At 70.3% G+C, this 26,663-nt stretch carries 20 protein-coding genes; 6 read left to right on the top strand and 14 right to left on the bottom strand.

Going from position 1 to position 26,663, the window contains the following annotated elements; translation table 11 throughout:
• The first annotated feature begins 69 nt into the window (after window positions 1-69).
• Window positions 70-2,292 (top strand): NADP-dependent isocitrate dehydrogenase, encoded by a 2,223-nt coding sequence (locus ACFYP5_RS18915; protein ID WP_389037010.1) that lies wholly within the window; start codon window positions 70-72, stop codon window positions 2,290-2,292.
• A gap of 274 nt (window positions 2,293-2,566) precedes the next feature.
• Window positions 2,567-3,280, top strand: a complete 714-nt coding sequence (locus tag ACFYP5_RS18910; protein WP_389037008.1) for a carbon-nitrogen hydrolase family protein — start codon at window positions 2,567-2,569, stop codon at window positions 3,278-3,280.
• On the opposite strand, the gene ACFYP5_RS18905 is transcribed toward ACFYP5_RS18910, so the two are convergent.
• The 9 genes from ACFYP5_RS18905 to ACFYP5_RS18865 all read right to left on the bottom strand — a co-directional run bounded on the left by ACFYP5_RS18905 (window position 3,169) and on the right by ACFYP5_RS18865 (window position 13,750).
• Window positions 3,169-3,846 (bottom strand): GNAT family N-acetyltransferase, encoded by a 678-nt coding sequence (locus ACFYP5_RS18905; protein WP_389037006.1) that lies wholly within the window; start codon window positions 3,844-3,846, stop codon window positions 3,169-3,171. The two genes, ACFYP5_RS18910 and ACFYP5_RS18905, sit on opposite strands and share 112 nt — an antisense overlap.
• A gap of 29 nt (window positions 3,847-3,875) precedes the next feature.
• Window positions 3,876-4,115, bottom strand: a complete 240-nt coding sequence (locus ACFYP5_RS18900) for a lipopolysaccharide assembly protein LapA domain-containing protein (RefSeq protein WP_389037004.1) — start codon at window positions 4,113-4,115, stop codon at window positions 3,876-3,878.
• Window positions 4,116-4,243: 128 nt separating this feature from the next.
• Window positions 4,244-6,058 carry a CocE/NonD family hydrolase gene (locus ACFYP5_RS18895; protein ID WP_389037001.1) on the bottom strand — a complete coding sequence of 605 codons (1,815 nt, stop codon included), beginning with the start codon at window positions 6,056-6,058 and terminating at the stop codon, window positions 4,244-4,246.
• A gap of 127 nt (window positions 6,059-6,185) precedes the next feature.
• Window positions 6,186-7,130 carry an LD-carboxypeptidase gene (locus ACFYP5_RS18890; protein ID WP_389036998.1) on the bottom strand — a complete coding sequence of 315 codons (945 nt, stop codon included), beginning with the start codon at window positions 7,128-7,130 and terminating at the stop codon, window positions 6,186-6,188.
• The gene (locus ACFYP5_RS18885; RefSeq protein WP_389036996.1) at window positions 7,127-9,115 is read right to left on the bottom strand and encodes a prolyl oligopeptidase family serine peptidase; all 1,989 of its coding nucleotides are present in this window, start codon (window positions 9,113-9,115) and stop codon (window positions 7,127-7,129) included. The genes ACFYP5_RS18890 and ACFYP5_RS18885 overlap by 4 nt, the downstream gene beginning before the upstream one ends.
• Before the next feature lie 22 nt (window positions 9,116-9,137).
• Window positions 9,138-10,481, bottom strand: a complete 1,344-nt coding sequence (locus ACFYP5_RS18880) for a M20/M25/M40 family metallo-hydrolase (protein ID WP_389036993.1) — start codon at window positions 10,479-10,481, stop codon at window positions 9,138-9,140.
• Window positions 10,474-11,307, bottom strand: a complete 834-nt coding sequence (locus ACFYP5_RS18875; protein WP_389036990.1) for a M55 family metallopeptidase — start codon at window positions 11,305-11,307, stop codon at window positions 10,474-10,476. The genes ACFYP5_RS18880 and ACFYP5_RS18875 overlap by 8 nt, the downstream gene beginning before the upstream one ends.
• 214 nt (window positions 11,308-11,521) lie before the next feature.
• Window positions 11,522-12,520: an alpha/beta fold hydrolase gene (locus tag ACFYP5_RS18870; RefSeq protein WP_389036987.1), complete on the bottom strand. Its 999-nt coding sequence runs from the start codon at window positions 12,518-12,520 to the stop codon at window positions 11,522-11,524.
• A 237-nt stretch (window positions 12,521-12,757) separates the two neighbouring features.
• The gene (locus tag ACFYP5_RS18865; protein ID WP_389036984.1) at window positions 12,758-13,750 is read right to left on the bottom strand and encodes an aldo/keto reductase; all 993 of its coding nucleotides are present in this window, start codon (window positions 13,748-13,750) and stop codon (window positions 12,758-12,760) included.
• A gap of 116 nt (window positions 13,751-13,866) precedes the next feature.
• Here ACFYP5_RS18865 and ACFYP5_RS18860 point away from each other — a divergent pair, with 116 nt between their 5' ends.
• Entirely contained in the window at window positions 13,867-14,769 is a 903-nt protein-coding gene (locus ACFYP5_RS18860) for a LysR family transcriptional regulator (RefSeq protein ID WP_389036982.1), read from the top strand.
• Window positions 14,770-14,776: 7 nt separating this feature from the next.
• Here the strand turns inward: ACFYP5_RS18860 and ACFYP5_RS18855 are convergent, their stop codons facing one another.
• Window positions 14,777-15,826 (bottom strand): chitinase, encoded by a 1,050-nt coding sequence (locus ACFYP5_RS18855; protein ID WP_389036979.1) that lies wholly within the window; start codon window positions 15,824-15,826, stop codon window positions 14,777-14,779.
• A 310-nt stretch (window positions 15,827-16,136) separates the two neighbouring features.
• Between ACFYP5_RS18855 and ACFYP5_RS18850 the strand changes: the two genes are divergently transcribed.
• Genes ACFYP5_RS18850 through ACFYP5_RS18840 form a run of 3 tightly spaced genes read left to right on the top strand, consistent with a single transcriptional unit; the run spans window position 16,137 to window position 19,933 of the window.
• The gene (locus ACFYP5_RS18850) at window positions 16,137-16,541 is read left to right on the top strand and encodes a hypothetical protein (RefSeq protein ID WP_389036976.1); all 405 of its coding nucleotides are present in this window, start codon (window positions 16,137-16,139) and stop codon (window positions 16,539-16,541) included.
• A 6-nt stretch (window positions 16,542-16,547) separates the two neighbouring features.
• Window positions 16,548-18,827 (top strand): bifunctional polysaccharide deacetylase/glycosyltransferase family 2 protein, encoded by a 2,280-nt coding sequence (locus ACFYP5_RS18845; protein ID WP_389036973.1) that lies wholly within the window; start codon window positions 16,548-16,550, stop codon window positions 18,825-18,827.
• The gene (locus ACFYP5_RS18840) at window positions 18,827-19,933 is read left to right on the top strand and encodes an acyltransferase (RefSeq protein WP_389036970.1); all 1,107 of its coding nucleotides are present in this window, start codon (window positions 18,827-18,829) and stop codon (window positions 19,931-19,933) included. The genes ACFYP5_RS18845 and ACFYP5_RS18840 overlap by 1 nt, the downstream gene beginning before the upstream one ends.
• 8 nt (window positions 19,934-19,941) lie before the next feature.
• Here the strand turns inward: ACFYP5_RS18840 and ACFYP5_RS18835 are convergent, their stop codons facing one another.
• The 4 genes from ACFYP5_RS18835 to ACFYP5_RS18820 all read right to left on the bottom strand — a co-directional run bounded on the left by ACFYP5_RS18835 (window position 19,942) and on the right by ACFYP5_RS18820 (window position 26,616).
• Window positions 19,942-20,661, bottom strand: coding sequence for a class I SAM-dependent methyltransferase (locus tag ACFYP5_RS18835; RefSeq protein WP_389036967.1), 720 nt, complete (start codon window positions 20,659-20,661; stop codon window positions 19,942-19,944).
• A 112-nt stretch (window positions 20,662-20,773) separates the two neighbouring features.
• The gene (locus ACFYP5_RS18830) at window positions 20,774-23,221 is read right to left on the bottom strand and encodes a SpoIIE family protein phosphatase (RefSeq protein WP_389036964.1); all 2,448 of its coding nucleotides are present in this window, start codon (window positions 23,219-23,221) and stop codon (window positions 20,774-20,776) included.
• Window positions 23,222-23,511: 290 nt separating this feature from the next.
• The gene (locus tag ACFYP5_RS18825) at window positions 23,512-25,986 is read right to left on the bottom strand and encodes an MFS transporter (protein WP_389036961.1); all 2,475 of its coding nucleotides are present in this window, start codon (window positions 25,984-25,986) and stop codon (window positions 23,512-23,514) included.
• A gap of 186 nt (window positions 25,987-26,172) precedes the next feature.
• Entirely contained in the window at window positions 26,173-26,616 is a 444-nt protein-coding gene (locus tag ACFYP5_RS18820) for an SRPBCC family protein (RefSeq protein ID WP_389036959.1), read from the bottom strand.
• Window positions 26,617-26,663: the final 47 nt, after the last annotated feature.

Below are 26,663 nucleotides of genomic sequence, written 5' to 3'. Positions count from 1 at the left end.
GTCGAACGGGTGGGCGTCACGGGATATCTTGATGTCAAGCAATGTTGCAGACGTGGAGCGGAGCACCCGGTGACTGACTCGACCATCATCTATACGCACACCGACGAGGCCCCGGCGCTGGCCACGTATTCGTTCCTGCCCGTGATCGAGGCGTACGCCTCGACGGCCGGGGTCACCGTGGAGAACCGCGACATCTCCCTGTCGGGACGGATCATCGCCGCGTTCCCCGAGCGCCTCGACGAGAACCAGCGCATCGATGACGCTCTCGCCGAGCTCGGCGCGCTGGCCAAGACGCCCGGCGCGAACATCATCAAGCTGCCGAACGTCTCGGCGTCGATCCCGCAGATGAAGGCGGCCATCGCCGAGCTGCAGCAGCAGGGTTACGCACTGCCGGACTACCCGGACGCCCCGCAGACGGACGAGGACAAGGACGTCCGCGCCCGCTACGACAAGATCAAGGGCAGCGCGGTCAACCCGGTACTGCGCGAGGGCAACTCCGACCGCCGCGCCCCCGCGTCCGTGAAGAACTACGCCAAGGCGCACCCGCACCGCATGGGCGCCTGGACGGCCGACTCGAAGACGAACGTCGCGACAATGGGTGTCGACGACTTCCGCTCCACCGAGAAGTCCGTCGTGATCGCCGAGCCGGACACGCTGCGCATCGAACTCGTGGGCGACGACGGCACCACCACCGTGCTGCGCGAGTCGGTACCGGTCCTGGCGGGCGAGGTCGTGGACGCGTCCGTCCTGCGCGCCGCACCGCTGCGCGAGTTCCTGACCGCGCAGATCGCCCGGGCCAAGGCCGAGGGCGTGCTGTTCTCCGTTCACCTGAAGGCCACGATGATGAAGGTCTCCGACCCGATCATCTTCGGCCACGTGGTCCGCGCCTTCTTCCCGAAGACGTTCGCCAAGTACGGCGAGACGCTGGCTGCCGCGGGCCTGTCCCCGAACGACGGTCTCGGCGCCATCCTCAAGGGCCTGGACTCCGTGCCGGACCTGGGCGCCGAGATCAAGGCGTCCTTCGAGGCCGAGCTGGCCGAGGGCCCGGCCCTCGCGATGGTCGACTCCGACAAGGGCATCACCAACCTGCACGTCCCGAGCGACGTCATCGTCGACGCCTCCATGCCGGCCATGATCCGCACCTCGGGCCACATGTGGGGTCCGGACGGCAACGAGGCCGACACCCTCGCCGTCCTCCCGGACAGCAGCTACTCCGGCGTCTACCAGGTCGTCATCGACGACTGCCGGGCGCACGGCGCGTACGACCCGTCCACCATGGGCTCGGTCTCGAACGTCGGCCTCATGGCGCAGAAGGCCGAGGAGTACGGCAGCCACGACAAGACCTTCGAGATCCCCGTATCGGGCACCGTGCGCCTCGTCGACCGGTCCGGCGAGGCGGTGCTGGAGCAGCAGGTCTCCCAGGGCGACATCTTCCGCGCCTGCCAGGCGAAGGACCTGCCGATCCAGGACTGGGTCAAGCTCGCGGTCACCCGCGCCCGCGCGACCGGTGTCCCGGCCGTGTTCTGGCTCGACGAGAACCGCGCCCACGACGCGCAGGTGATCGCCAAGGTCAAGACGTACCTCGCCGACCACGACACCGATGGTCTGCAGATCGAGATCATGTCGCCGGTCGAGGCCACCGCGTTCTCCCTGGAGCGCATCCGCCGTGGCGAGGACACCATCTCCGTCACCGGCAACGTCCTGCGTGACTACCTGACGGACCTGTTCCCGATCCTGGAGCTGGGCACCAGCGCCAAGATGCTCTCCATCGTCCCGCTGATGGCCGGCGGCGGCCTCTTCGAGACGGGCGCCGGCGGCTCCGCCCCGAAGCACGTCCAGCAGCTCGTCAAGGAGAACTACCTGCGCTGGGACAGCCTCGGCGAGTTCTTCGCCCTGGCCGCCAGCTTCGAGCACCTGGCCACCACCACGGGCAACGCGCGCGCCCAGGTCCTCGCGGACACCCTCGACCGCGCCACCGGCACCTTCCTCAACGAGGACAAGTCGCCGAGCCGCAAGCTGGGTGGCATCGACAACCGCGGCAGCCACTTCTACCTGGCGATGTACTGGGCCCAGGAGCTGGCGAAGCAGACGGACGACCCGCAGCTCGCGGAGGCGTTCGCCGGTCTCGCCAAGACGCTGACCGAGCAGGAGCAGACCATCGTCGACGAGCTCATCGCCGTGCAGGGCTCGCCGGTCGACATCGGTGGCTACTACCGTCCCGACGCCGCCAAGGCCGCGGCCGCCATGCGTCCGTCGGCGACGTTCAACGAGGCCATCGCGACCCTCGGCTGACCTTCGGGCCACCCGACGACTGCGGTGATCGTTCCGCCCCGGCCGCACTTCCGTGCGGCCGGGGCGGTCCCGTATCCGGGCACACCGGCGACTCGGATCTGCTGGAACACCGTCAGTCGGCGTGTGCGTGCGAGCCGGTCCCGGTTGCGGATCCCCGGCCGACCGCCGTCTATCCTGTGGATGACGCTGTTCATACCCGTGACCTGCGCGTATGAACAGGCCTGTGCACGTCCGACAGCTCTGTCGACCGCCGCCGACCGCCCCGGAGCAGCACGTGTCCGCACCCTTGACCGTCGCCGTCGCCCAGCCAGCCTGTGCCCACCTCGATGTCGCCGCGAACGCCACCGCCCATGCGGCGGCAGTTGCTGAAGCCGGGGCTCGGCTGGTCGTCTTCCCGGAGCTGTCGCTGACCGGCTACGACCTCACCGCCCCGGCCCTCTCCCCCGACGACGACCGCCTCGGGCCGATCGTCTCCGCATGCCGCGCCACCGGGGCGACGGCGCTGGCCGGGGCCCCGGTGCGCGACGCCGACGGGCGTGAGCACATCGCCACGCTCGCCGTCACGGGAGACGGCGCGCGTGGCGTCTACCGGAAGATGTGGCTGCACGGCGAGGAGTTCGACCGCTTCAGCCCGGGCGAGAAGCCGGAGGTCCTGGTTGTCGACGGAGTGCGGCTGGGGCTTGCGATCTGTTACGACCCGGCTGCCCCCGACCACGCCGCCGACACCGCGGCCCTGGGCGTCGACGCGTATGTGGCGAGCGCTCTCTACGGTGCGGGTCCCGGATCGGCCGCCCGGCGCGACGGACACATGAGCGAGCGGGCCGCCGCGCACGGCGTGTGGGTGGTGCTGTCCACCTCGGCGGGAGCCAGCGGTACCTATCCGCAGACGTCGGGCGGCTCCGGAATCTGGGCTCCGGACGGTGCCGTGGCCGTCCAGGCCGGACCGGAGCCCGGGGCCATCGTGTCGGCGTCCCTCGGCGGGTCCTGACGCACCATCTCGGCCGTGATCGCCCACCGCTCGTGATCACGCCATGCCCCGTCGATGAAGAGGAAGTCCGGGGAGAAGCCTTCGAGGCGGAAGCCTGCCCGGCGCACCAGGGCGATCGAGCCCGCGTTGGCGGGCTGGATGTTCGCTTCCAGGCGGTGCAGACCCAGCGGGCCGAAGGCGTACCGCATCACCAGGCCGAGCCCCTCGCTCATCAGGCCGCGCCCGGCCGCGTGGGCGAACGCTCCGTAGCCCAGCGCGCCGCAGCGGAAGGCGCCACCGACGATGTTGTTGATGTTGATGAAGCCTGCGATGGGGCCACTTGCGGCCGTGGGCCCGTTCCCCTCGTCGACCGCACGTTCGCAGACGAGGAAGCCCGCCTTCGTGGCGTCCTCCGTCAGCCGGCCCGCGTACGCGGCGTACGCACGCGCGTCGTCGGGCGGAAAAAGCCACGGGTGGTGCATGCCGTGGCTCTCCTTGGCGCGGTCGGTGAACTCTTCGGCGTCCGCGGGGGTGAAGGGGCGGATCGCCGTGCGCGCGCCCTCGGCCAGGTAGGCGTTCTCAGACATCCGGACAGCGTAGGCAACCGCCGTCGGCCTCACTTCACCCGGCGTCGGAAGAGATAGCCACCGCACACCATCCCGGCGACGAACATCCCCAGCAGCGCGAGCGCGAGCGGCATCGTCACCAGTGGGATGAACAGCCGGATGGTGACTTCGCCGGTGTTCTCGACGATGAAGACCAGCGACAGGAGCGCGATGACGAGGACGACGATGCGGGACGGTGAGAACGGTCCGGTGGAACCTTTGCCGCCGCTCGACACATCTTTCGGGCTCATGGTCCGGCCCTCTCTCTGGTTCCTGGAACGCCACCGCCCCCGGTACCAGGATGTCTCCATCCTGCGCCCGGGGGCGGTGGTGAGCGGCCGTACGGGTGACGCTCCGGCCCAGGTCGGTCCGCCCGGTTTCAGTTCACCCGGCCGGCGACCACGGGCAGCTCCAGCACCCCCGTGTCGTCCGGGGCGCTGACGACCGTGACCGGCTTGATGCCACGGTTGCCGAAGTACGCGCTGTCGCTGGCCGCGATCACGAACTCGAGCCGGTGCCCCGCCCGGTACCGGTGCACGATGCCCGGCAGCTGCACGGTGAACCGCCGGGTGACGTCCGGTACCCGCACCGGGGACACGAGGCGGTTCACCAGTGTCCTGGAGCCGTCCGGCGCCACGTCGTACACCTTGGCGAACAGGACCAGCTTGTCGGCGGCGTCACCGCTGTTCTGGACGCGTTCCGTCTTCGGCGAGACGACCTTCAGGGTGGCTCTCGGCGCGCCGACGACATCGACGGCGGAGGCCAGCGGGGCGCTGGTCCAGCCGAGGTAGGTGCCATGGGTGTCGTACGGCTCGGGGTCGGGCAGTCCGACGAGGCCGGCGAGCGAGCTCTCCGAGTGACTCGTCGGCACCAGCCAGTTGGCGTAACGGCGGCTGCCGCGGGTGACCTCGGAGCGGTTGTCGACGAGCTTGCCGTCACCGGAGAGGTAGACCTTCTGCGACAGCGCGGGCACGGCCGCCGCGGTGCCGTAGCCGGTCTTCCAGTCACGGTAGTAGGCGAACTCGGGACCGGTGTCGGTGCTCTTGCTGTGCCGGAGGTATCGGTCGAACCAGGCGAGCACGCGCCGTCCGACGTAACTGGTCTCCAGGTTGCCTTGGTTCAGGTCGAGCTCACCGGGCACCTGGCCGCCGCTGTGGCCCCAGGACTGCCAGATCATTTTTGTCGCGGTGCCCTGCGACTCGAGCGTCCGGTACGTGGCGGCGGCCTCGTTCAGGTTGAACAGGCTGTCGGTCTGGCCCTGGACCAGCAGGGTGGGTGCCTTGACCTTGCCGAGGTAGGAGACCGGGGAGACGCTGCGCGCGTAGTCGAGCATCGCGCCGGCTCCGTCGGCCGGGTAGCGGCCGGAGTTGAGCAGACGGATCGTGTCGCAGGCCTGCGCGGCAAAGTGCAGACAGGTGAGGTTACCGAACCGGGACGGGTCGAGGCTGGGGGCGAGGATCGGCTGCCCCTCCCCCATCAGGTAGAAGCCGTTGGTCCACTGCCACTTGAAGACACCTGGGGTGTCCGAGGAGACGCCCTTGCTCGTGGCCGTGTTGTTGGGGTCGAGCGCGTACGACAGGTCGTTCCAGGTGATCAGCGGGACGAGGGCGTCGACGCGGCGGTCGACGGCTGCCGTGGCCATCTGGACGGCGCCGCCGTACGAGCCGCCGATCATGCCGACGCGTGGGTCGCCCTTGCCGTCCTTGGTGACGAAGTCGGCCTTCGTCCCGTCGTCGGCGGCGCGGGTCCCCGCGAGGAAGTCGATGAGCCCGGTGGCTGCCCTGCCGTCGATCGCCGGGTCGTCGAGCGTGATCAGACAGCCGGACTTGCCGAAGCCGAGGCCGGAGTAGACGAGTCCGACGTAACCGCGGGAGGCGAAGGCCTTGCCGATGGCGTCGGTCGAGCCGTCCGACTTGCTGCCGCCGAAGCCGTTGGTGGCGAGGACGGCGGGGGCGGGGTGAGCGGCGTCGGCCCCGGCAGGGCGGTAGAGGTCGGCGTCGACGGTGCAGGAGCGACCGCCCGCCGTTACGGTGAACTTCAGTGCGGTGACGGTGTATTCGGAAGCGGCGGCCGTGGGGGCGGCGTGCGCCGCGCCGGTGAGGGCCAGAGGTGCGGCGAGCGCCGCCCCGGCTACGTAGGCGAAGGACTTACGGGACCGGGATCTGCGAACAGCGCGTGACACGAAGACCTCCACAGCGAGGGCAGCTTACCGACCAGTAGGGACTGGGGCGCGCTCATGCTGTGTTACGCGTCATAACGGTGTCAACGCTCACGGCAGCGTTTCCTGAAGGATGTTCAACTTCTTCGCATCCGGACTACGTTCAGATCAGCGCGGGCACCTCGACCGTGAGCGTGCCAGGCCCGCCGTCCTCCGGGGCGTCCAGCACCGCGGGCACACCGAGCGGGATCGTGAGCGCCGTCGGGCCGTGCCCGAAGCCCAGCTCCTCGACGACGGGCACGCCGAGCCCGCCGAGCCGGTCGGCGAGTACCGCACGCACCTCCTCGTACGGTTCGCAGCCCTGCCAGGAGCCGCAGGCGACCCCGGATGTCCCGGACAGCGCCCCGGCCCTCAGGAGCTGGGTGAGGATACGGTCGAGGTGGTACGGATCCTCCGTCGTGTCCTCGATCATCAGCAGCCCGCCCCGCGCGGACGTCCGGGCGTGCGGGGTGCCGATGTCGGCGGCGAGCAGGCTCACGCAGCCGCCGTACGTGATGCCTCGGGCCCGGCCGGGCACCAGCACCCCGGCCGTGCGAAGGCCGAGGGTCCGTACCGACTCCGGCTCGAACAGGGTGGCCCGCAGCGACTCCTGGGTGTCCGGGTCCTTGAGGAAGGTCTCCGTGGCGGCCATCGGGCCGTGCAACGTCGAGAGCCCCATGTGCCGGGCGAACGCCTCGTGCAGCACGGTGATGTCGCTGTAGCCGACGAACACCTTGGGCCCGGCCGCGCGCATCGCCGCCCAGTCGACCAGGTCGACCATGCGGTGTGCCCCGTACCCGCCACGGGCGCACATCACCGCTTCGACCGACGGATCGCACCAGGCCTCCTGGAGGTCCCGGGCACGCTCCTCGTCCGCACCCGCGAGATAGCCCAACTCCGGGTGCACGGCCCGGACATGAGGCATCTCGAAGGGCTCCAGGCCCCAGCCGCGCAGCACATCGAGGCCTGCTTCCAGGCGGTCGACGGGCACCGGTCCGCTGGGCGACACGACGGCGACCCGGGCACCCGGTCGCAGGCGGGCGGCGCGGGTCAGAGGAGTCAGCGTCACTTCTTCAGCTCCAGTTGCGGTACGTCGGGGCGGTCGATCCCGAAGGTCTGTGCGTAGAGGGAGAGTTCGGCCTCCAGTGCGGCGATCATGGTGTCGGCACGCCGGAACCCATGGCTCTCCCCCTCGAACGCGAGATAGGCGTGCGGGATGCCGCGGCCTTCGATCGCAGCCAGGAACCGCTCGCACTGAGCCGGCGGGCAGATCACGTCGTCGAGCCCCTGGAGCAGCAGGAACGGCGTGGTCAGCCGGTCGGTCCGGTTGATCGGCGACCGTGTGCGGTAGCGGTCCGGGACCTCGGCGAGCGGGCCGACCAGGGACTCCAGGTACTGCGACTCGAAGTCATGGGTCTCGTCGGTGCCCCAGCCGGTCAGGTCGAGGATGGGGTAGCTGATGGTGCCGCACGCGTAGACATCGGTACTGGTCAACGAGGCAGCAGTGGTCCAGCCGCCGGCGCTGCCGCCGCGGATGGCGAGCCGCTTCGGGTCGGCCGCGCCTTCGGCGGCCAGCGCCTGGGCGACGGCGGCGCAGTCCTCCACGTCGACGACGCCCCACTGCCGGCGCAGCCGGTTGCGGTACGTCCTGCCGTAGCCGGTGGAACCGCCGTAGTTGACCTCGGCGACGCCGATGCCGCGCGAGGTGAAGTAGGCGATCTCCAGGTCGAGGACGAGCGCGGCGTGCCCGGTGGGGCCGCCGTGCGCCCACACCACGTAGGGCGGCAACTCCCCTTGCGGGCCGACCCGTTCAGGGTTGCGTGGCGGGTAGATGTGGGTGTGGATGTCGCGGCCGTCGGGCCCCGTGAAGGTGCGCTGGTGAGGTTCGGGGTAGTAGGCGGGATCGACCTCGTCCCGGTGCCGGGCGCCGATGATGCGGCTGCGGCCGGTCGTGGTGTCCAGCTCCACGATCTCGTACGCGCTCCGCGGGCTCGCGGCGACGCCGATGACCCGGCTTCCGTGCACGGCGAGCGTCTCGGCCCATTCGGTCCAGGGCCCCGCGATGTCGGCGAGTTCGCCGGTCTCCGGATCGAGGATGCCGAGGGTGGTGGTGCCCTTACCGTGGATGGTGGCGATCAGTCCGTTCTCCAGCGGCCGGAACCAGCCGAGCCCGATCTTCCACAGGGGTCCGGCGAACTCCTGCTCCTGTGTGCAGAGCGCCACCGCGTCCCGGTGCGGATCGGCACGGTAGAGGTTCCACCAGCCGGTGCGGTCGCTCGCGAAGAGGAGTTGTCCGTCGGCGGTCCATTCGACCTGTGGCACCGATTCCTCGGGTCCGCCGCAGAAGCTCCGGGCGCTGCGGAAGGTGCCGTCGTCGGCGATGTCGGCGAGCATCACCTCGGTGCCGTCCCACGGCATCCGCGGATGGTCCCAGGCGATCCACGCCACCCGCCGCCCGTCGGGCGAGACCTTCGGTCCGGTGACGAAGCGGTGCCGGTCGTCGGAGAGTTCGCGCACCGCGCCACGGTCCTCGGCCGCCGAACCGTCCAGCGGCACGGCGGCGATCACCCGTCGTACGTCGGTGGGCGCCTCGCCGGTGAACTCCTCCAGGACACACCACACTTCGCCCCGCTCGCCCCGGTCGAGGTGCAGCTGCGGGTCGACCCAGCGCAGTCCGCCGCCGACGCCCGACAGCGGGGTCAGCGGCCACGGCTCGCCGGACCCGTCCGGCGCGTACGCGTACAGCCGCTGGTCGGTGAAGTTCACGAAGACGACGAGCGGTCCGCCGTCGGTACGGCCGGCGCCCGCCCAGGGTCGTCCGCCGTACTCGATGACGCGGCTGCGGACGTTCCACGGAACGGGCAGCACTGACTCGGTGGTCCCGTCCGCCCGGCGGCGGACCAGGGCGCGGCGGCCCGCCTCGGCCGGGCGCGGCTCCGTCCACCACACCTCGTCGCCGACCACGCCGACGTATTCCGGGCGGCCGTCGTGCGACGCGGCGAGCCGCGCGTCGACCGGTGACGGCCATGTTCCGTAAGCCCCTGTGGACACCATGATCAAATCCCCCCGGTGCGGGTCAGGCGGTGCGCAGATAGTGGTCGAGCACGCGGACGCCGAAGTGCAGCGCCTCGACGGGCACGCGTTCGTCGACGCCGTGGAAGAGCGCCTGGTAGTCGAAGCCCATCGGGAGCTTCAGCGGTGAGAAGCCGTAGCCGGTGATGCCGAGGCGGGAGAACTGCTTGGCATCCGTGCCGCCCGACATGCAGTACGGGACGACATGACCGTCCGGGTCGAAACGTTCGACGGCGGCGCGCATCTTCGCGTACGTCGGCGAGTCCACCGGGGCCTGCAGGGCGACCTCGCGGTGGTGGAACTCCCAGTCGACATCGGGTCCGGTCAGCCGGTCCAGGGTGGCGTGGAACTCGTCCTCGCCACCGGGCACCATCCGGCCGTCGATGTAGGCGACGGCGTGGCCCGGGATCACATTGACCTTGTAACCGGCCTCCAGCATCGTCGGGTTGGTGCTGTTCCTGACGGTGGGTTCGACCAGTGCGGCGGCCGGTCCGAGCTTGGCGAGCAGCCCGTCCACGTCGAATCCGGGAGCGTCGGCATCCACCCGGATCCCGTGCAGCGCGGCGATCTCGGTGAGCGCCGAGCGTACGGTCGGGGTGAGCCGCACCGGCCATTCGTGCGCGCCGATCCGGGCGACGGCGGCGGCGAGTGTGCTGACGGCGTTCGCCTTGTTGACCTTGGAGCCGTGGCCCGCCTTCCCGTGGGCGGTGAGCTTCAGCCATCCGGTGCCGCGCTCGCCGGCGGCGATCGGGTAGAGCGGCATCTTCGGTCCGGCGTGGAAGGTGAAGGCACCGGACTCGCTGATGCCCTCCGTACACCCTTCGAAGAGTTCGGGATGCTGGTCGGCGAGGAAGCCGGAGCCGTCGGCGGCGCTGGCCTCCTCGTCGGCGGTGTACGCGATCACGATGTCCCTGCGGGGCCGGATACCGGCCCGGGCCCAGGCCCGGACGACGGCGAGGACCATCGCGTCCATGTTCTTCATGTCGATCGCGCCACGGCCCCAGACGACCCCGTCGCGGACCTCCCCGGAGAAGGGGTGCACGGTCCAGTCGTCGGCCTCGGCGGGCACGACGTCGAGATGACCGTGCACCAGGAGTGCGTCGGCGGACGGGTCGGTGCCCTCGATCCTGGCGACCACGTTGGTGCGGCCCGGGGTGCGTTCCAGCAGCGCGGGTGTCGTTCCGGCGGCGGCCAGCCGTTCTGCCACGTACTCGGCGGCCGGGCGCTCCCTGCAGTCGCCGGCGCCCCGGTTCGTCGTGTCGATCCGGATCAGTTCGGAGGTGAACGTCACCGATTCGTCGAGCGCCAGACCGTCGACGGAGTCCTGGGGGGTGGTCACCTCAGCCATACTGCTCCTCCACAGCGGACGACACGATCGTCGTCACCGCCTTGAACGTGCGAATACCGTCGTACATCGTCGTACTGGTGTAGGCGACACGCCGCTCACCGCTCGGCGCCACGCCGGGGACGACGGTCGCAGCCGCCGCCAGGTGCTCGGCGTCGAACTCCAGCTCCACGGTGAACGAGCCGCCCCGCACCGGATCACTGCGCCCGGCGAGCGCGGTCGCCTCCTTGGCGGCGGCCCGGATGTCGGCGGCGGTACGGGCCGGGGTGCGGCACACCGCCGCGTACCGCGACACGTAGTCCTTCACGGCGACCTTGCGGGCCTCGGGGGCGTATCCGTCCGCGTCCACGCAGGTCAGGTCGTCGCCGGTGACGAGGACGACGGGCACGCCGTACTCGGCGGCGACATGGGCGTTGAGCAGCCCCTCGCTGGCACGGACGCCGTTCAGCCAGACTCCGGTGATGGAGTTGGCGAGGTAGGTGTGCGCGAGCACACCCTCCGTACCGGCTCCCGTGTGATAGCCGACGAACGCGATCGCGTCGACGTCCCCGTGCTGGATGCCCTCGACCATGCTGAGGGACTTGTGCTTGCCGGTGAGCATCTGGACCCGGTCGTCGAGCCGCTCGAGCAGGAGGTTGCGCATGGACCAGTGCGCCTCGTTGATGAGCACCTCATCGGCGCCCCCGTCGTAGAAGCCGAGGGCCGCCGCGTTCACATCGGAGGTGAACATCGAGCGGCAGCGCTCCCACTGCGGGGTGCCGGGCAGCACGTCGGCCGGCCAGGTCACCCCCGTGGCGCCCTCCATGTCCGCGCTGATGAGGATCTTCACGATGCACCGGTCCTCTCACAGGTCAGAAGTCGTTGCGATCTTCCTGCCGCAACACCGTACGCGGCGGCGGAGTCCCAGGCCAGAGGTGTTTTCAGCTCCAGAGGTCCAGTCCAGTGCAAGACCGTCGGGATCTCGGAGCCGGGCGTACGGGGGATGCCGGCGCCGGCGGTACGCGGTCGGTGACTGCGCCGGCGGCGGGGCTCGGCGGTGCGGGTCAGCGCCTGGGTTCACGTCGCTTGCGGGCCGCCCCGATGAGGCCGCAGCCCGTCAGTACGGTCCCGCCCGCAAGAAGACCGAGGCCTGCCAGGACCAGTGTGTTCAGGCCCGTGCCGGCCAGGGACGGCTGGGCGGTCGACCTGCCGCCGGTGGCGGCCTGGCGGATGAGATCGGCGACCGCGTCCGGGTGCGACACCAGGGCGACGTGGGACGCGTCGACCTCGACCGTCTGTGCGCGGGCGCGCTGCGCCTCGAAGCGCTCAAGAGCCGGGGAGATGGCCTTGTCCCGGGTGGAGACGAGGGCCCAGGACGGGATGGTCTTCCACGCGGCTTCGGCAGCCTTGTCCATGAACGCGGAGGCGGCGATGGGGCGTTGGGTGGCGGCCATCACGGCCGCCACGGCCGCCGGGAGGTCCGCGGCAAAGGCCTGGTGGAACTTCGCGGCCCGCAGGTAGAGGTCCGTACCGGTGGTCCCGTCGCTGTTGCGGAACGGTACGGGCCGGAGGGCCGAGGAGAGTTCACTGCCCGGGAACCTGTCGCCCAGTGCGCCGAGGGCCTCGCCCTGGTCCGGCATGAACGCGTTGACGAACACCAGCGACTTCACCTGGGAGTTCCCCGCGGCGGCGGTGCTGATCACCGCACCGCCGTAGGAGTGCCCGACCAGCACGATCGGTCCCTGGATGCTCTTGAGGAAGCCGGCTATGTACGCGGAGTCCCCCGCCAGTCCCCGGAGCGGATTGGCCGGGGCGACGACGCTGTATCCGTCGCCCTGCAGCCGTTCGACGACGGCGTTCCAGCTGGAGGCGTCGGCGAACGCACCGTGCACCAGCACGACGGTCGGTTTGGTGACGACTGTGGTACCCGTGTCGGCCGCTGCCGATCCGGTGGCTCCGGCGAGGACCATTGCGGTCAGTGCGGCCGCGGTCGCATGCCCACGACGGGAACGTGTCGGACGTATTCGCCGGTGCCGCGGCGCGAGAACGGGTGACACAGCCATGCGGTTCTCTCTTCGGGAGGAGGGGGGCGACGCATCCAGCGTTTCCGGAGCCGGCCTGTACGGCGCGGCCCGGGCAGCAGCCGAGTGACATCGGCCGACCGTCCGGGTGAAGACGGCTGCCGACCGCATGGCGACCGGTGGATCGGGTCACCGTTCGCCGGCCCGAGGTACGGCCCCGTTCCCGGGTGGACCGGGCGGGCTGCCCGGTCCACCCTCCTCCGAAGAGCAGCGCCCCCCTCAGGAGGTCTTCAGAAGTTCCTCGATCCGGGCCAGTTCCTCGTCGCTGAACTCCAGGTGCCGCACCGCGTCGACGCTGTTCTCCAACTGGGCGACGCTGCTCGCCCCGACCACGGCCGACGTGACCCGTCCGCCCCGCAGAACCCAGGCCAGCGCCATCTGTGCCAGTGACTGCCCGCGCTCGGAGGCGACCTTGTCCAGCGCGCGCAGCCGGCTGATCAGCTCCGGGGTGACCGACTCGGGCGTCAGGAAGGGGCTGTCGCCCGCCGCACGCGAGCCGGCCGGGATCCCCTGCAGATAGCGGTCGGAGAGGATGCCCTGTTCCAGCGGAGAGTAGGCGATGGAGCCGACGCCCAGCTCGTCCAGCGCCGTGAGCAGGCCGTCCTCGACCCGGCGGTCCAGCATCGAGTAGCGCGGCTGGTGGATCAGCAGCGGGGTGCCGAGGTCCTTGAGGATCCTGGCCGCCTCCCGGGTCTGCTCCGGCGAGTAGTTGGAGAGGCCGACGTAGAGCGCCTTGCCCTGCCGTACCGCCGAGTCCAGCGCCCCCATGGTCTCTTCGAGCGGAGTGTCCGGGTCGGGCCGGTGGGAGTAGAAGATGTCGACGTAGTCGAGACCGAGCCGGGTGAGGCTCCGGTCGAGCGACGAGAGCACGGACTTGCGCGATCCCCACTCCCCGTACGGCCCGTCCCACATCAGGTAGCCCGCCTTGGTGGAGATGACGATCTCGTCCCGGAGCCGGGCGAAGTCCGTCGTCAGGGCGCGTCCCATCGCGCTCTCGGCGGCGCCGGGCGGCGGGCCGTAGTTGTTGGCGAGATCGAAGTGTGTGATGCCGAGGTCGAACGCCCGGCGCAGGATCTGCCCCTGGGTGTCCGCGCTCCGGTCGCTTCCGAAGTTGTGCCAGAGCCCGAGCGAGAGCGCGGGGAGCAGCAGACCGCTGCGTCCGGTGCGCCGGTACGGCATGGCCTGGTAGCGGTCGGGCGACGGGAGGTACATGCGGGGCTCCACGGAGAGGGAGGGTGCGGGAATGCGTGGGTCTCCAGGCTCCCCGACATCGATCCAGCAGTCCAACAGAAGATTCAGGTTGGATTTATCGTCTATGTTTCTCAATCATGGAGTTGCGCCAGCTGGAACATTTCATCGCCGTCGCCGAGGAGCAGCACTTCACCCGTGCCGCCGAACGGGTCGCCGTGTCGCAGTCCGGGCTGTCGGCCTCCATCCGCTCCCTGGAGCAGGAGTTGAAGACCCCGCTGTTCAGCCGGACCACTCGCACCGTGCGGCTGACCGAGGCGGGCCGCGCACTGCTCGTGGAGGCGGAGCGCACACTGGCGGGCGCACGGGCGGCGAAGGACGCCGTCGATGCGGTACGGGGACTGCTGCGCGGCACACTGACGGTGGGGGTCGAGCAGTGTGTGGCCGGTGTGCGGGTCCCGCGCCTGCTCGCGGCCTTCCACCGCGAACACCCACAGATGGAGATCCGGCTCCGCCAGGAGGGCACGTCGAGTCTGGTGGACGGGGTGGCGGGCGGCCGGCTCGACATCGCGTTCGCCGCGGCGGTGAGTGCCGGGGAGTGGCGTGGCGAGCTGATCCCGCTGGCCCGGGAGCGCATGGTCGTCCTGTGCGCCCCCGGCCACCGGTTCGCGCAGGCGCTCCGCGTCCCGTTCGACGAGCTTCCCGGTGAGTCGTTCATCGACTTCCATCCGGACTGGGGGCCGCGCCGCGCCGCCGACGAGGCGTTCGCGACGGCGCGGGTGCGCCGCACGGTGGGCCTTGAGGTGAACGACGTGCACAGCCTGCTGGAGCTGGTGCACGAGGGGCTGGGGATCGCCGTGGTGCCGCACCACTTCTCGCGCAAGCCCGAGGCCCTGGGGCTGGTCGCGGTGGAGCTGGACGGGGCCGACCAGCCCTTCTACGAGAGTGTCGTGGTGCTTCCGGCCGCCGGGGCGATGAGCCCCGGCGCCCGCTCGCTGATGACCCTGGTACGCAGCGACGTACGCGCCGGCGCCACGCACTGACCAGGGGTCACCCGCCGAGCGCCGTCGCGAAGGCTCCTGGTTCCTGCTCGACCCCGCTGCACGTGTCGTTCGCCTTCGTGGTGTCCTCGTCGGTGCATTCCCGGTCGCGGAAGGTGGCCCACATGGAGAGCGCACCGACGCCGGTCCGCCGGGCGAAGGCACGCAAGGAGGCGGCGTCGGCGAGGGTGAACGTCTCTCCGGCCGTGTCGTTGACACCGAGCATCACCGTGAGGTGCAGCGCCTGCCAGGCCTCGGCGTCCGACAGCCCGAGCACGTCGGTGAGCTGATCGTGGGTGGCTTCGGCGGCCCGCTGCGCATAATCGCTCATGTCGCCGTCGTGGGACGTGCTGTAGTTCATGGCCATGATGTTCACCGCGGAGAGGTCCACCTGCTGCTCTGCGGCGTCGCTCAGGAGGTCCGTCCCGGTGGCCTCCAGGCCGTCCGGCATCACGGGCAGGGTGTACGTGACGTCGAGATGCCGCTTCTTCTGGAGCAGGCGGAGCGCCTTGTCGCGGAGGGTGATCGACGCCCGGTCGGTCAGCGCCTCGCCCTCGATGTCGAAGTCGGCCTTGGTGGCGCCCACGGCGTCGAGCACCCGGGCGTACTCGTCGGCCAGGTCCTCGGCACTGTCGCAGGCGAGCGCCAGCTCGGTCCCGGCGGCCCCGCCGAACGAGACCCGGACGTCCGCACCGGTCGCGGTGAGTGCGGCGACGCGTGCGGCCACCGCACGGCTGGTGGGCTCGGCGGTGCCGCCCCAGAGCGGGGCGCAGCTGTCGTCGTCGGAGACGACGAAGGCGAGGTTGTACGTGTCCGGGGAACCGACGGAGTCGGTATCGGCCGCGGTCGTGGCGCTGACGTACGGGGTGTAGGCGGTCGTGGCGGCCGAGGCCGTCGGGCCGCCCGCTCGGGAGCGGGAGTCGCCGCCCTGGTTCGCCGCCGCGCCCGTCGTACACGCCGAGCAGGCGAGCACGACCGCGACGAGTCCGGCGACGACGGAGGTCGCCCGCCTCGCACGGACCGCCGCACCCTTCGGAGAGCCGTTCGGTGAAATGCGCATAAAGTTTGCACCTGCTCTCATGAGAATTGTCCCGAAACAGCAACAATGAAGAACGGGGAACCCCGAAAACCTCTCACACATCGCCATGTGTCCGAACCCGGATGATTTCCCGCGCGGGCCAGGCCGTGGAGCCACCTCGATATTAACCATTCCCCCTCTGCCGAAAGGGATATGACGAAACATCGCATACTTTCGAACAGGCTTGGTCCGCGGTGGCGTTCTCAGTGCATCCACAGACTTTCCTCGTTCTCACAGCGTTCGGCCAGGAACGGCTCAGACTTCGCACATCGCAGTTCGTCAGCATGCGCAAATGCATTCCGACACCGCCATCGAGAAAAATTCGCTCGGCCAGGGCCGACGCAAACACGCCGGCCTGCCCAGGCCCCTGTCCGGCACCGCAGCGCAGGAAGGTCCCGTCTTCGTGGACAGCTCCGGGCGCCGGGCCCGGCTGCTCCGCCGTGCGGGTATCGCCCTGGGCATCGCCTGTGTCGGTTACGCGGCCGTGCTCGGCCTCGCCTTCATGGGTGGCATCTCCATGTCCCCCTCGGAGCTGCTTCCCTTCGACGGCGCGCCCTCCGCCCAGCACCGACCCGACGGGATCACACCCCCGGGAGTCACCGGCGCACCACCGAGCGGCCCTCCCGCCGACGGGGCGGGCCCGTCCCCCTCGGCATCCGTGTCCGTGTCGGTGTCCGCGACCACGGGGACCGGCTGATCCTTGATGAACCGGAATCAGGTACGACCCCAGCGGCGGCATGCCACGCCGAGCCGGATCGAACGCGTCCGCCGGCAGGCGGTTCCCAAGCCGCGGGTGATCATCGCTCTTCTGCTCCTGCTCGGCCTCGTCTCCGTGATGCTGCTCGACGGCTACCTGAGGGCCGAGGTCGGAAACGACCAGCGCGTCCGCTCCGACGCGAGCGCGAGCAAGGTGCCCGACAGCGTCCTCGACGGCGGGCCGTTCCTCAGCTTCCAGGGCGGCGCGGCGCGGACCCGGTCCGTACCGGACAAGACGATCGTGCTCACCTTCGACGACGGCCCGGACCCCGAGTGGACCCAGAAGGTGCTCGACATCCTGGACGACAACGATGTGCCCGGCACGTTCTTCCTGGTCGGCTCGATGATCTCGCGCTACCCGGATGTGGTGCGCCGGATGGTCGACGACGGCAACGAGGTCGGCGTCCACACCTTCACCCATGTCGATCTCTCGTACCAGAGCGCGGCCCGCGTCACCCGGGAGATCGCACAGACACAGCTCGCACTGGCGGGAGCCGCGGGCATCACGACGACACTCTTCCGCGCCCCGTACTCGTCGACGAACGACGCGATCGACAACTACACCTGGCCCGTCTACCAGAAGCTCGGCGCGATGGGCTACACCAGTGTCTTCATCGACACGGACAGCGAGGACTGGCAGCAGCCGGGCGTCTCCAAGATCATCAAGTGGGCCACACCGAAGAACGGAAAGGGCGCCTCGGTGCTCTTCCACGATGCGGGCGGCAACCGCGCCCAGACCCTCGAAGCGCTGCCCCGTTACATCAAGATGATGAAATCGAAGGGCTACACCTTCACCACGGTCAGCGGCGCCCAGCAGAATGCACAGGGACAGCAGGCAGAGGGGCAGCAGGCGCAGGGACAGCAGGCGCAGGCACCGCAGGGCACCCCCGCGATCGCCGGTGACGCCCGGCAGAGCAACCCGGAGCAGGCCGCGCACCGTACCGCCGACACCGCCACGCTCTGGGAGGGCCGCGCCCTCCTCGGTGCGGTCGCCGTCGCGGAATGGACCGTGCCAGGTCTGGCCGGGGTGCTGGCGGTCGTGGGCGTGGCCGTGTTGGGCAGGTTCGCGATCATGCTCCTCCTCGCGCGGCGCCACTACCGGCAGCGGAACAGACGCAGGTTCTCCTGGGGCCCATCGGTCACCGGACCGGTCAGCGTGATCGTGCCCGCGTACAACGAGAAGGAGTGCATCGCCAACACCCTCAACTCCCTGGCCGCGAGCACCCACCCCATCGAGATCGTGGTCGTCGACGACGGCTCGACCGACGGCACCGCCGAGATCGCCGAGTCCCTGGGACTGCCGAATGTGCGGGTGATCCGCCAGCCGAACGCGGGCAAGCCCGCCGCGCTCAACAACGGTGTGCGGCACGCGCGGTACGACATCGTGGTGATGATGGACGGCGACACCGTCTTCGAACCCGACACCGTTCAGCGACTCGTGCAGCCGTTCGGCGACCCGGAGGTCGGTGCGGTCGCCGGCAATGCCAAGGTCGGAAACCGCGGCACCGTGATCGGCGCCTGGCAGCACATCGAGTACGTGATGGGCTTCAACCTCGACCGCAGGATGTACGACCTGCTGCGCTGCATGCCCACCATCCCGGGCGCGATCGGGGCGTTCCGCCGCGACGCGGTGCTGGAGGTCGGCGGGATGAGCGAGGACACCCTCGCCGAGGACACCGACATCACGATCGCTCTGCACCGCGCCGGATGGCGGGTCGTCTACGCCGAGCACGCGCGCGCCTGGACCGAGGCGCCCGCCTCGCTGGGGCAGTTGTGGCGGCAGCGCTACCGCTGGAGCTACGGCACGATGCAGGCGTTGTGGAAGCACCGGAAGTCGGTCACCGACCGGGGGCCGTCCGGCCGCTTCGGCCGGGTCGGGATGCCGCTGGTGGTCCTCTTCCAGATCGTCACACCGGTCTTCGCGCCGCTCATCGACGTGTTCACGGTCTACGCGATGATCTTTGTGGACTTCAAGGCGTCGCTGCTCGCCTGGCTGGCGGTGCTGCTCGTCCAACTGGTCTGCGCCGCCTACGCGTTCCGTCTCGACCGCGAGCGGTACCGGTATCTGCTCATGCTGCCGTTGCAGCAGATCGCGTACCGGCAGCTGATGTATCTGGTGCTGATCCACTCGTGCGTCACCGCCGCGACCGGCGGCCGGCTGCGCTGGCAGAAGCTGAAGCGCACCGGTGAGGTCGGTACACCGGCCCCGGGCACGGGGGTGCGCTGATGGGAGGCGCACACCGCAGGGGTGGACCGCAGGTCGCGGTCCATACGGAAGAGGTGACGGCCGAGTCCGTGGTGCCGGCTGCCCCGAAGGGCGGCCGCGACCGCTACTTCGACGCGTTGCGGGCCTTCGCGCTGGTCCGCGTCATCACCTATCACACGTTCGAATGGCCCTGGCTGGGGCTGGTCTTCCCGTCCATGGGCGTGATGTTCGCACTCGCCGGATCGCTCATGGCTCGTTCGCTGGAGCGGCCCGCGGTGCGCGTCATCCGCGGCCGGCTGCGCAGACTGCTGATCCCCCTCTGGGTGTTCGCGCTGGTCATCGGTACGGCGATGCTGCTGCACGGCTGGCTGCCGGGACCCGATGTCCTGTACTGGGTGCTGCCGGTCGGCGATCCCCCCGGCAACGCGTGGGGCGAGCAGGCGTGGGCGGTGCTCTGGTACCTGCGCACATATCTGTGGTTCGTGCTGCTGTCGCCGTTGCTGCTGCGCGCCTTCCGACTGGCCCCGCTGCCCGTGCTCGCACTGTCGCTCGTGCCGGTCGTGGCCCTGGAGACGGTGGGGAGTGTGCCGGACGGGCGCCTCGGCAGTGCCCTCAGCGACCTGTCGGTCTTCCTGTTCTGCTGGCTGCTCGGCTTCGCCCACCGCGACGGTGTGCTCGACCGGATGCGCCCCGCACTCGTCGTCACCGTGGCACCGGCCCTGCTGGCGGCGGGCGCCTGGTGGGCCCTCCACCACCGGGTCGACGGTTCCTACGATCTCGACGACATCCCGCTCGCCCAGGCGCTGTGGTCAGCGGGATTCGTCCTGTTGCTGCTCCGTTTCCGGCCCGACTTCGGCGGCCTCGCCCGGCACCGCGTGGCCGACCGGATCGTGAAGGTCTTCAATGCCCGTGCCGTGACGATCTATCTGTGGCACGAGGTCGCGCTGATGGCGAGCGTCCCGCTGATCGATCTGATGTGGAACGTTCCCGCGTTCGAACGGGATCTGCCGCTGGACAGCATGTGGTTCCAGTTCACCATCGCCTGGGTGCTGATCGCGGCGGCCGTGGCCCTGTTCGGATGGGTCGAGGACATCGCAGCGAAACGGGGGCCACGGCTGCTGCCGTGATCCCGGTGTCAGCCGCCGGCGAGGACGAACCAGCGGGCCGGCAGGTCGATGCGGGTGCCGTCGGGGAGGTACTCGGTCTGGGCGAGTGCGGTGTCCCCGGTGGCCAGCGTCTTCAGCCCTGCCGCCCGCAGCAGTTCCGGAACCTCCTCCTCGGTGGCACCGGCCGGCTTGAGCCCGTACTCGAAGACCCGCCGCAGCTTCTCGGGCGGTCCACCCGGCGCCTGGGCGGCCTGCTGGAGCACGGTCTTGGAGGCGGGGGTCAGCTCGGCAACGAAGGCCCGGCCACGCTCCCCGATCAGCGTCGCGACGGCTGCGGCGACCACCGGCCGGGCCGGCGGCTCGCTCTGGTGGATCACCGCCCGCATATAGACGTTGGTGTCGCCGATCCGCTCGTGCAGAGCCCGCACCGCGTCACCGTCGACGAGGTTGAGCTGGGTGAACTCCGCGACACCTGCGGTGTCCGCGCGGCGTGCGTGCTCGATCGCCGCGTGCGAGAGGTCCACTCCGATGGCGCGGGCGAAGCAGGTGGCGAGGTAGCGGGTCTGCGTGCCGTTGCCGCAGCCGAGGTCGACGACGGGCAGCGAGGCGTCGGCGTACGGAAGCAGCAGCTTGCTGTCGGGTACGGAGGTGAGGGACGGGTCAGAGTCCCAGATCGCCTCGCCGGGCGCGTCGGAAGTGGCCGACCAGAAGCCTTCCCACGACTCGCGGTAGCCCTGCGACACGTCCATACGCACTCCCGGATCCGATGTATCCACCGCTGTCTGCTCAGCAACGGACTACCGCCCCGGAGCGCCCCGGGGCAAGGGGGTGCGCATCATCCGTCGTACAGGACGGCGTCTTTCACCTGATGTTCGACCGCGGACGCGGGAAGCGGGTGAGTGTTTGTTCGAACCAGACGGTCTTGCCCCGTGCCGTGGTGCTCGTCCCCCACTCGCGGGCGAGGCCGCTCACCACCAGCAGGCCGCGGCCGAACTCGTCGTGGGCGCAGGCGTTGAGGAGCGCGGCCGGGGCCGGTTCGTCGTCGCTGACCTCGCAGAGCAGGGCGCCGGTCCGGACGAGACGCAGCCCGATGTGGTGGGTGCGCCCGTGCTTCACGGCGTTGGTGACGAGTTCGCTGACCATCAGCTCGGCCGACTCCACCGCCTCCGGCAGCTCCCAGTCGAGGAGCTTGCCGCGGACCAGCCGGCGGGCGCGGGCCACTTCGCGTGGGTCCAGGGCGAGTTGCCACTCGGCGACGTCGCCATCCGGGATGCCGTTCAGCCGGGCCATCAGCAGTGCCACGTCGTCCTTGCGGCCGCCCTTCGGGTTCAGGGCGCGGATGATCGTGTCGCAGGCGTCGTCCATCGAGGCGGCGGGGTGCGCGGCGGAGGCGCAGAGTGCGGCGAGTCCCGCGCCGATGTCCTGGCCGCGCACCTCGACCAGACCGTCGGTGCACAGGACCAGCCGGTCACCGGGCCGCACCCGCACGGTCGCGGTCTCGAAGGCGACACCGCCGACGCCGATGGGCGCACCGGTCGGCAGGTCGAGGAGCTCCGCCCGGCCGTCCTCGGCGCGTACCAGTACGGGCGGGATGTGCCCGGCGTTGGCGATCTGGAGCTCGGAGTGGATCGGGTCGTAGACGGCGTAGAGGCAGGTCGCCAGATACTGCTCGCCGAGGCGCTGTGCCAGGTCGTCGAGGTTGCGCAGCAGCTGGGCGGGCGGCATCTCCATGGTGGCCATCGTCAGTACGGCGGTGCGCAACTGACCCATCATCGCGGCCGAGTTGAGTCCGTGCCCCATGACGTCGCCCACGACGAGCGCGGTCCGGGAGCCGGGCAGTTTCACCGAGTCGAACCAGTCACCGCCGATCCGGCCGAGCCGGGCGCCGGGCAGATAGCGGGTGGCGATGTCGCAGCCCGCCATGCGCGGTTCGACCTGGGGCAGCATGCTGTCCTGGAGGGTGTCGGCGACATTCTCCTGGTACGTGTACATGCGGGCGTTGTCGAGTACGAGCCCGGCGCGGGCCGCGAGTTCGGCGCCCGTGGTGCGGTCCATGTCGTCGAAGGGCTCACGGCCGGGCCGGCGCATCAGGACCATGAAGCCGAGCACCACGTCACGGGCCTTGAGCGGCACGATGAGCAGCGACCGGTGGGTGATCAGGGGGCGCAGGTCGCGCTTCTCGAACTCGCCCGAGATCCGGTTGCTCATCTCCTCGCTGACGTACGGGATGAGGACCGGCTCACCGGTGACCATGCACTGGAAGAACGGTGTGTGCTCGGGGAAGGCGATGGACTCGCCGACCGGGACGGTGTCGTCCCAGCGGCCGGGCTCGTCGTTGTGCTCGACCCACACCCGGTGCCAGACGGTGGTGACATCGGGCGGCCCGTCCGGGAAGCCCTCACCGGCGAGGACCGCGGCACGCAGATGCGTACCGGCGAAGTCGGTGAAGCGCGGGACGGCGGCGCTGGTGACCTCGCGGATGGTGCGTTCGAGATCGAGGGAGGTGCCGATGCGGCCGCTGACCTCGTTGAGGAACTCCAGCCGTTCGCGGACCGCGCCGTACTCGAGGTCGAGTTCGGGGCGCGGCACGGCGCGGAGTGCGGGCGAACCTCCGGCGGTGGCCTCCGGGTCCTCGGCCGGCCGGCGCGGCGTCCGCCGCGGCACACCCCAGTCGGGAGTGACCGGGACCCGTTCGCGGTGGCTGAACTCCAGGATCGGGTAGCCCAGTTCGAGGACCTGCGAGACGATCCGGGACGCCTGGTGGACGCTCATGTTGGGCAGGATCTCGGGGAGCCGCCCGGCCAGGTCCTGATAGCCGGGGAAGTCGGTGTGGAGCGCGAAGGCGGGGGCGATCGTCTCGTTGTCCCGGTGGCCGTTCGCCTCGGCGTCGCGCAACTGCCCGGCGTCCGCGGCAAGGACGAGGAGCCGTTCGGGACCGGGGCCGACCAGCGGGTAGGCCCACCACAGGACGTCGATCCGGCCGCGCCGTGGCTCGTCGACACGGGCCCGTCCCGCCGCCGGATAGGCGACGCTCCCGCTGAGTGAGCTGTCGAGTCCGTGGCCGAACCCGGAGGAGGTACCGTCCGGGCCGGGCTCCCCGTCCTGCCGCAACGCCCCGGAGACCGGCAGGAGTTCACCGGCCGGACAGCCGATGGCGTCCTCCCTGGCGACCCCGAAGAGCCGCCTGGCCCCGGTGGACCAGTGCGACACGAGTCCGGCCGCGTCGACGACGACCACGGCGAGCGGCACCCGTCCGGCAGTGGTGTCGCGCGGCTGTGGTGCCCTCTGCGGCGGTACACCAAGGTCCATGGGTGGAAGGCTCCTTCCCCACCGCAAAGCTCTGCGGCTTGTGACTCCACGGTACGGCTCCGTGTCCGGCCCCGCCGGTCATCGGCGGAATCAGCCCCAGGGGTGGTGCGCCCCGCGCGCCCCACCGCGCACAATCGGGCGGGGAAGGCACTGGGGACGTTCGTTCGGATCAGGCTGGAGCGCAGACCCTGCGAGCCCGACATGATCCGGACGAGAGGCCCCAGGGGCGACCGGAACCGCGTCCTGCCACTGGAGCCTGCCCCCTACGGCTCCGACCATGGCCCCCGGCGTCAGTCCGCGTGCCCGAGCTGGAGGTCGCGTTCGGTGCGTCCGCCACCCGCGACCTGGAGGACGGTCGCCACCGGCGGATACCCGGCCGCGATCACCGTGTACTCGCCGGTCGACAGATCCACGAAGCGGAACGCCCCGTCGGGGCCGGTGGTCAGGGTGTCGACGACATTGCCGGCCGCGTCGAGGAGCGTGACCCGGGCGTCCTCGACGGGCCGCCCACCACTCGCCCGTACGATGCCGCGCAGCACAGCGCCACCGGCCAGTTCGATGTCCTGCCGGGTCTCTCTGGCCGCCTGCACGCTGACCGGCAGCGCTGCGGGCCGGAAGGCGGGGGCGCTGGCGGCGAGGGTGTACTCGCCGGCCACCAACTCGGAGATCACATAGCCGCCCTCGCGGCCGCTGCGGGTGGACGCGACGACCTCACCGCGCACATCGGTGAGGGTGACGGCGGCGTCCCGCACCGGGATCCCGTCGGCCGTGACGACGGTCCCGGCCAGTCTGCCCGCACCGCCGAGCACCACATCGAGCTCGACGGGCCGTTCGCCGACGGTGACGCTGACGGCCTGCGGCTGGTGTCCGCCGGCCGCCGCGATCAGGACGTAGCTGCCGGAGCCGGGCACGCTCAGCGCGTACCGCCCGTCGTCACCGCTCGCGCCCCTTCCGACCTGCTGCCCCTGGACGTCGATGAGGGTGAGGGCGGCGCGCGGGACCTTCGAGCCGTCGGCGTGCTGGACGCTGCCGCACACCGGCACTCCCGAGAGGTGGACGGGCGGCGGCGGGGCGGCGGTGGCACGTGCGCCGGGAATCGAGGCGGACTCGGCAGCTGAATCGGGGCTGTGGTGGGACACCAGCGGTTTCTCCTTGAGGAAGAAGGCGATGACGAGGCCGAGCGCGAGCACCGGCACGAGGTAGAGGAAGATCCGGGGCATCGCGTCGGCGTACGCCTGGATGTAGCTGTCGCGGAGCGCGGGGTCCATGGCGTGGACCAGTTGCGGGGTGATCGACTCGGGGTCGGGGAGGTCGGCTCCGGAGGGGAGGCGGACGGCGAGAGCGTCCGCGAGACGGCCCGCGAACAGCGTCCCGAACACGGCGGCGCCGACGCTGCCGCCGATCTGCCGGAAGTAGTTGTTCGCACTGGTGGCGGTGCCGAGGTCGGCGGGCGGCACGGAGTTCTGCACAGCCAGGACGAGCACCGGCATGATCAGGCCGATCCCGACGCCGAGCACGGCCTGCGCGATGCTGTACTCGAAGCGCGGAGTGTCGGTTTCGAGGCGCGAGAGCAGCCACATGCCGACCACCGAGATCGCGCTGCCGAGGATCGGGTACATGCGGTAGCGGCCGGTACGGGAGATCAGCTGGCCGGAGACGACGGACGCCGCGACGATGCCGCCCATCATGGGGAGCATCAGCAGCCCCGACTCGGTGGCGGTGGCACCGTCGACCATCTGCAGGAACGTCGGCAGATAGCTGGCGGCGCCGAACAGGGCGACACCGACGACCGCGCCGACGAGCGCGGTGACATTGAAGATCGAGTCGCGGAACAACCGCAGCGGGATGACGGGTTCGGGTGCGTGGCGTTCGACCACGAGGAAGAGCAGTGTCGTCACGACAGCTCCGGCGGCCAGCCCGAGGATGGTGCGAGATCCCCAGGCGTACTCCGTGCCTCCCCAACTGGTCAGCAGCACCACGCAGGTGGAGGCGGCGGCCAGCAGCAGGGCGCCGAGCACATCGAGGCGGGGCCGGACCGTGGGCTTGGGGAGCTTCAGTACGACGGTGATGACGGCGAGGGTGACGAGGCCGAACGGGACGTTGATGTAGAAGCACCAGCGCCACGAGGCGTGGTCGGTGAAGAAGCCGCCGAGCAGCGGGCCCGCGACCGACGCGAGACCGAACGCGGCACCGATCAGCCCCATGAAGCGGCCGCGCTCGCGAGGCGGTACGACGTCCGCGATGATCGCCTGGACCCCGATCATGAGTCCGCCGCCGCCGACGCCCTGGATGGCACGGAAGGCGATCAGCTCGTCCATGGTGCGGGACCAGCCGGCCAGCGCGGAGCCGACGACGAAGACGACGATCGCGAACTGGAAGACGCTCTTGCGGCCGAAGAGATCCCCGAGCTTGCCGTAGATCGGCAGTCCGATGGTGGAGGCGAGGAGATAGGCGGTGACCGCCCAGGACATCTTCTCCAGGCCGTGCAGCTCACCGACGATCTTGGGCAGCGCGGTGGCGACGATCATCTGGTCGAGCGCCGCGAGCAGGAGGGTGAGCATCAGCCCGAGGAAGACCAGCCGGATCCCTCGGGCGCTGAGCTCCTCGGCGACGGCATCCGCGGAGGGGGGATGCGGGGCGGTGGGATCCGTGGAAGCCGATACGGACGGCGCCGCGGTTGCCGCACCGGGAGGGGCGGCTGTCTGCTCCCCGGCGCCGCCCGCACCGTCCGGTTCGTCCTTCACCAGAGTGATACCGCCCACCACGTGCCGCTCCCCTCGTCGCATCTGCGCCGCCCATTTCTCGCATTGCGCGACATAGAGAGGCAAACGCGACGGGGGGCGCTGACGGCGCACTCGGGGGGCTTATGCCCCGGTGGGAGCCACTACGGCGCGCAACCGGCGGGCCGGGAAAACCACCCGAACCGGTGAGGCCGGTCAGGGATGTCTGTACTACTTCTCGACCTCGGTCGCGAGGTTCTTCAGCAGCTCGTCGTAGATGCGCCCAAGTCCCTTGGGCGCAAAGGTCTTCTCGAAGAACCCACCGATGCCGCCCGCACCGTTCCAGACGGTCGACACGACGGCCTTGGACTTGCCCTCGCCGGCCGGAGTGACGATCCAGGTGGTGACCATCGACGAGTTGCGGTCCTTCTCGACGAGCTGACCTTCGGTCGGCTCGCTGACCTCCAGCAGGCAGTCGCGGATCCGCTTGCTGGTGGCCTGCAGCTTCCAGTGGACGAGGGTGCCCTCACCGTCACCGCCCTCGCGCACCTCGTACTCGCTGAACTGGCCGGGCAGCACCTTGCCCCGGACCTCCTTGTAGTCGGCCAGCGCGTCGAACAGCGTCTCCGCGTCCGCCGCGATGATCCGCTCTGTCGTGGCCTCGACCTGCGCCATGGCTGCTCCTCCACCACTCGGTTGTTCGGGGTGTGCTGAGCCAATCA

The sequence above is a fragment of the Streptomyces sp. NPDC005262 genome (genome assembly GCF_042872425.1).
Classification (GTDB): domain Bacteria; phylum Actinomycetota; class Actinomycetes; order Streptomycetales; family Streptomycetaceae; genus Streptomyces.
This window is presented reverse-complemented; position numbering and strand designations above follow the sequence as displayed.

What these genes read in the sequence shown, in the direction of transcription:
- ACFYP5_RS18880 (WP_389036993.1), bottom strand. Translation starts at nt 10,481, where the DNA reads ATGGCTGAGGTGACCACCCCCCAGGACTCCGTCGACGGTCTGGCGCTC.
- ACFYP5_RS18835 (WP_389036967.1), bottom strand. Translation starts at nt 20,661, where the DNA reads ATGGACGTGTCGCAGGGCTACCGCGAGTCGTGGGAAGGCTTCTGGTCG.
- ACFYP5_RS18830 (WP_389036964.1), bottom strand. Translation starts at nt 23,221, where the DNA reads ATGGACCTTGGTGTACCGCCGCAGAGGGCACCACAGCCGCGCGACACC.
- ACFYP5_RS18850 (WP_389036976.1), top strand. Translation starts at nt 16,137, where the DNA reads ATGCATTCCGACACCGCCATCGAGAAAAATTCGCTCGGCCAGGGCCGA.
- ACFYP5_RS18855 (WP_389036979.1), bottom strand. Translation starts at nt 15,826, where the DNA reads ATGCGCATTTCACCGAACGGCTCTCCGAAGGGTGCGGCGGTCCGTGCG.
- ACFYP5_RS18900 (WP_389037004.1), bottom strand. Translation starts at nt 4,115, where the DNA reads ATGAGCCCGAAAGATGTGTCGAGCGGCGGCAAAGGTTCCACCGGACCG.
- ACFYP5_RS18905 (WP_389037006.1), bottom strand. Translation starts at nt 3,846, where the DNA reads ATGTCTGAGAACGCCTACCTGGCCGAGGGCGCGCGCACGGCGATCCGC.
- ACFYP5_RS18860 (WP_389036982.1), top strand. Translation starts at nt 13,867, where the DNA reads ATGGAGTTGCGCCAGCTGGAACATTTCATCGCCGTCGCCGAGGAGCAG.
- ACFYP5_RS18840 (WP_389036970.1), top strand. Translation starts at nt 18,827, where the DNA reads ATGGGAGGCGCACACCGCAGGGGTGGACCGCAGGTCGCGGTCCATACG.
- ACFYP5_RS18820 (WP_389036959.1), bottom strand. Translation starts at nt 26,616, where the DNA reads ATGGCGCAGGTCGAGGCCACGACAGAGCGGATCATCGCGGCGGACGCG.
- ACFYP5_RS18845 (WP_389036973.1), top strand. Translation starts at nt 16,548, where the DNA reads ATGAACCGGAATCAGGTACGACCCCAGCGGCGGCATGCCACGCCGAGC.
- ACFYP5_RS18870 (WP_389036987.1), bottom strand. Translation starts at nt 12,520, where the DNA reads ATGGCTGTGTCACCCGTTCTCGCGCCGCGGCACCGGCGAATACGTCCG.
- ACFYP5_RS18865 (WP_389036984.1), bottom strand. Translation starts at nt 13,750, where the DNA reads ATGTACCTCCCGTCGCCCGACCGCTACCAGGCCATGCCGTACCGGCGC.
- ACFYP5_RS18885 (WP_389036996.1), bottom strand. Translation starts at nt 9,115, where the DNA reads ATGGTGTCCACAGGGGCTTACGGAACATGGCCGTCACCGGTCGACGCG.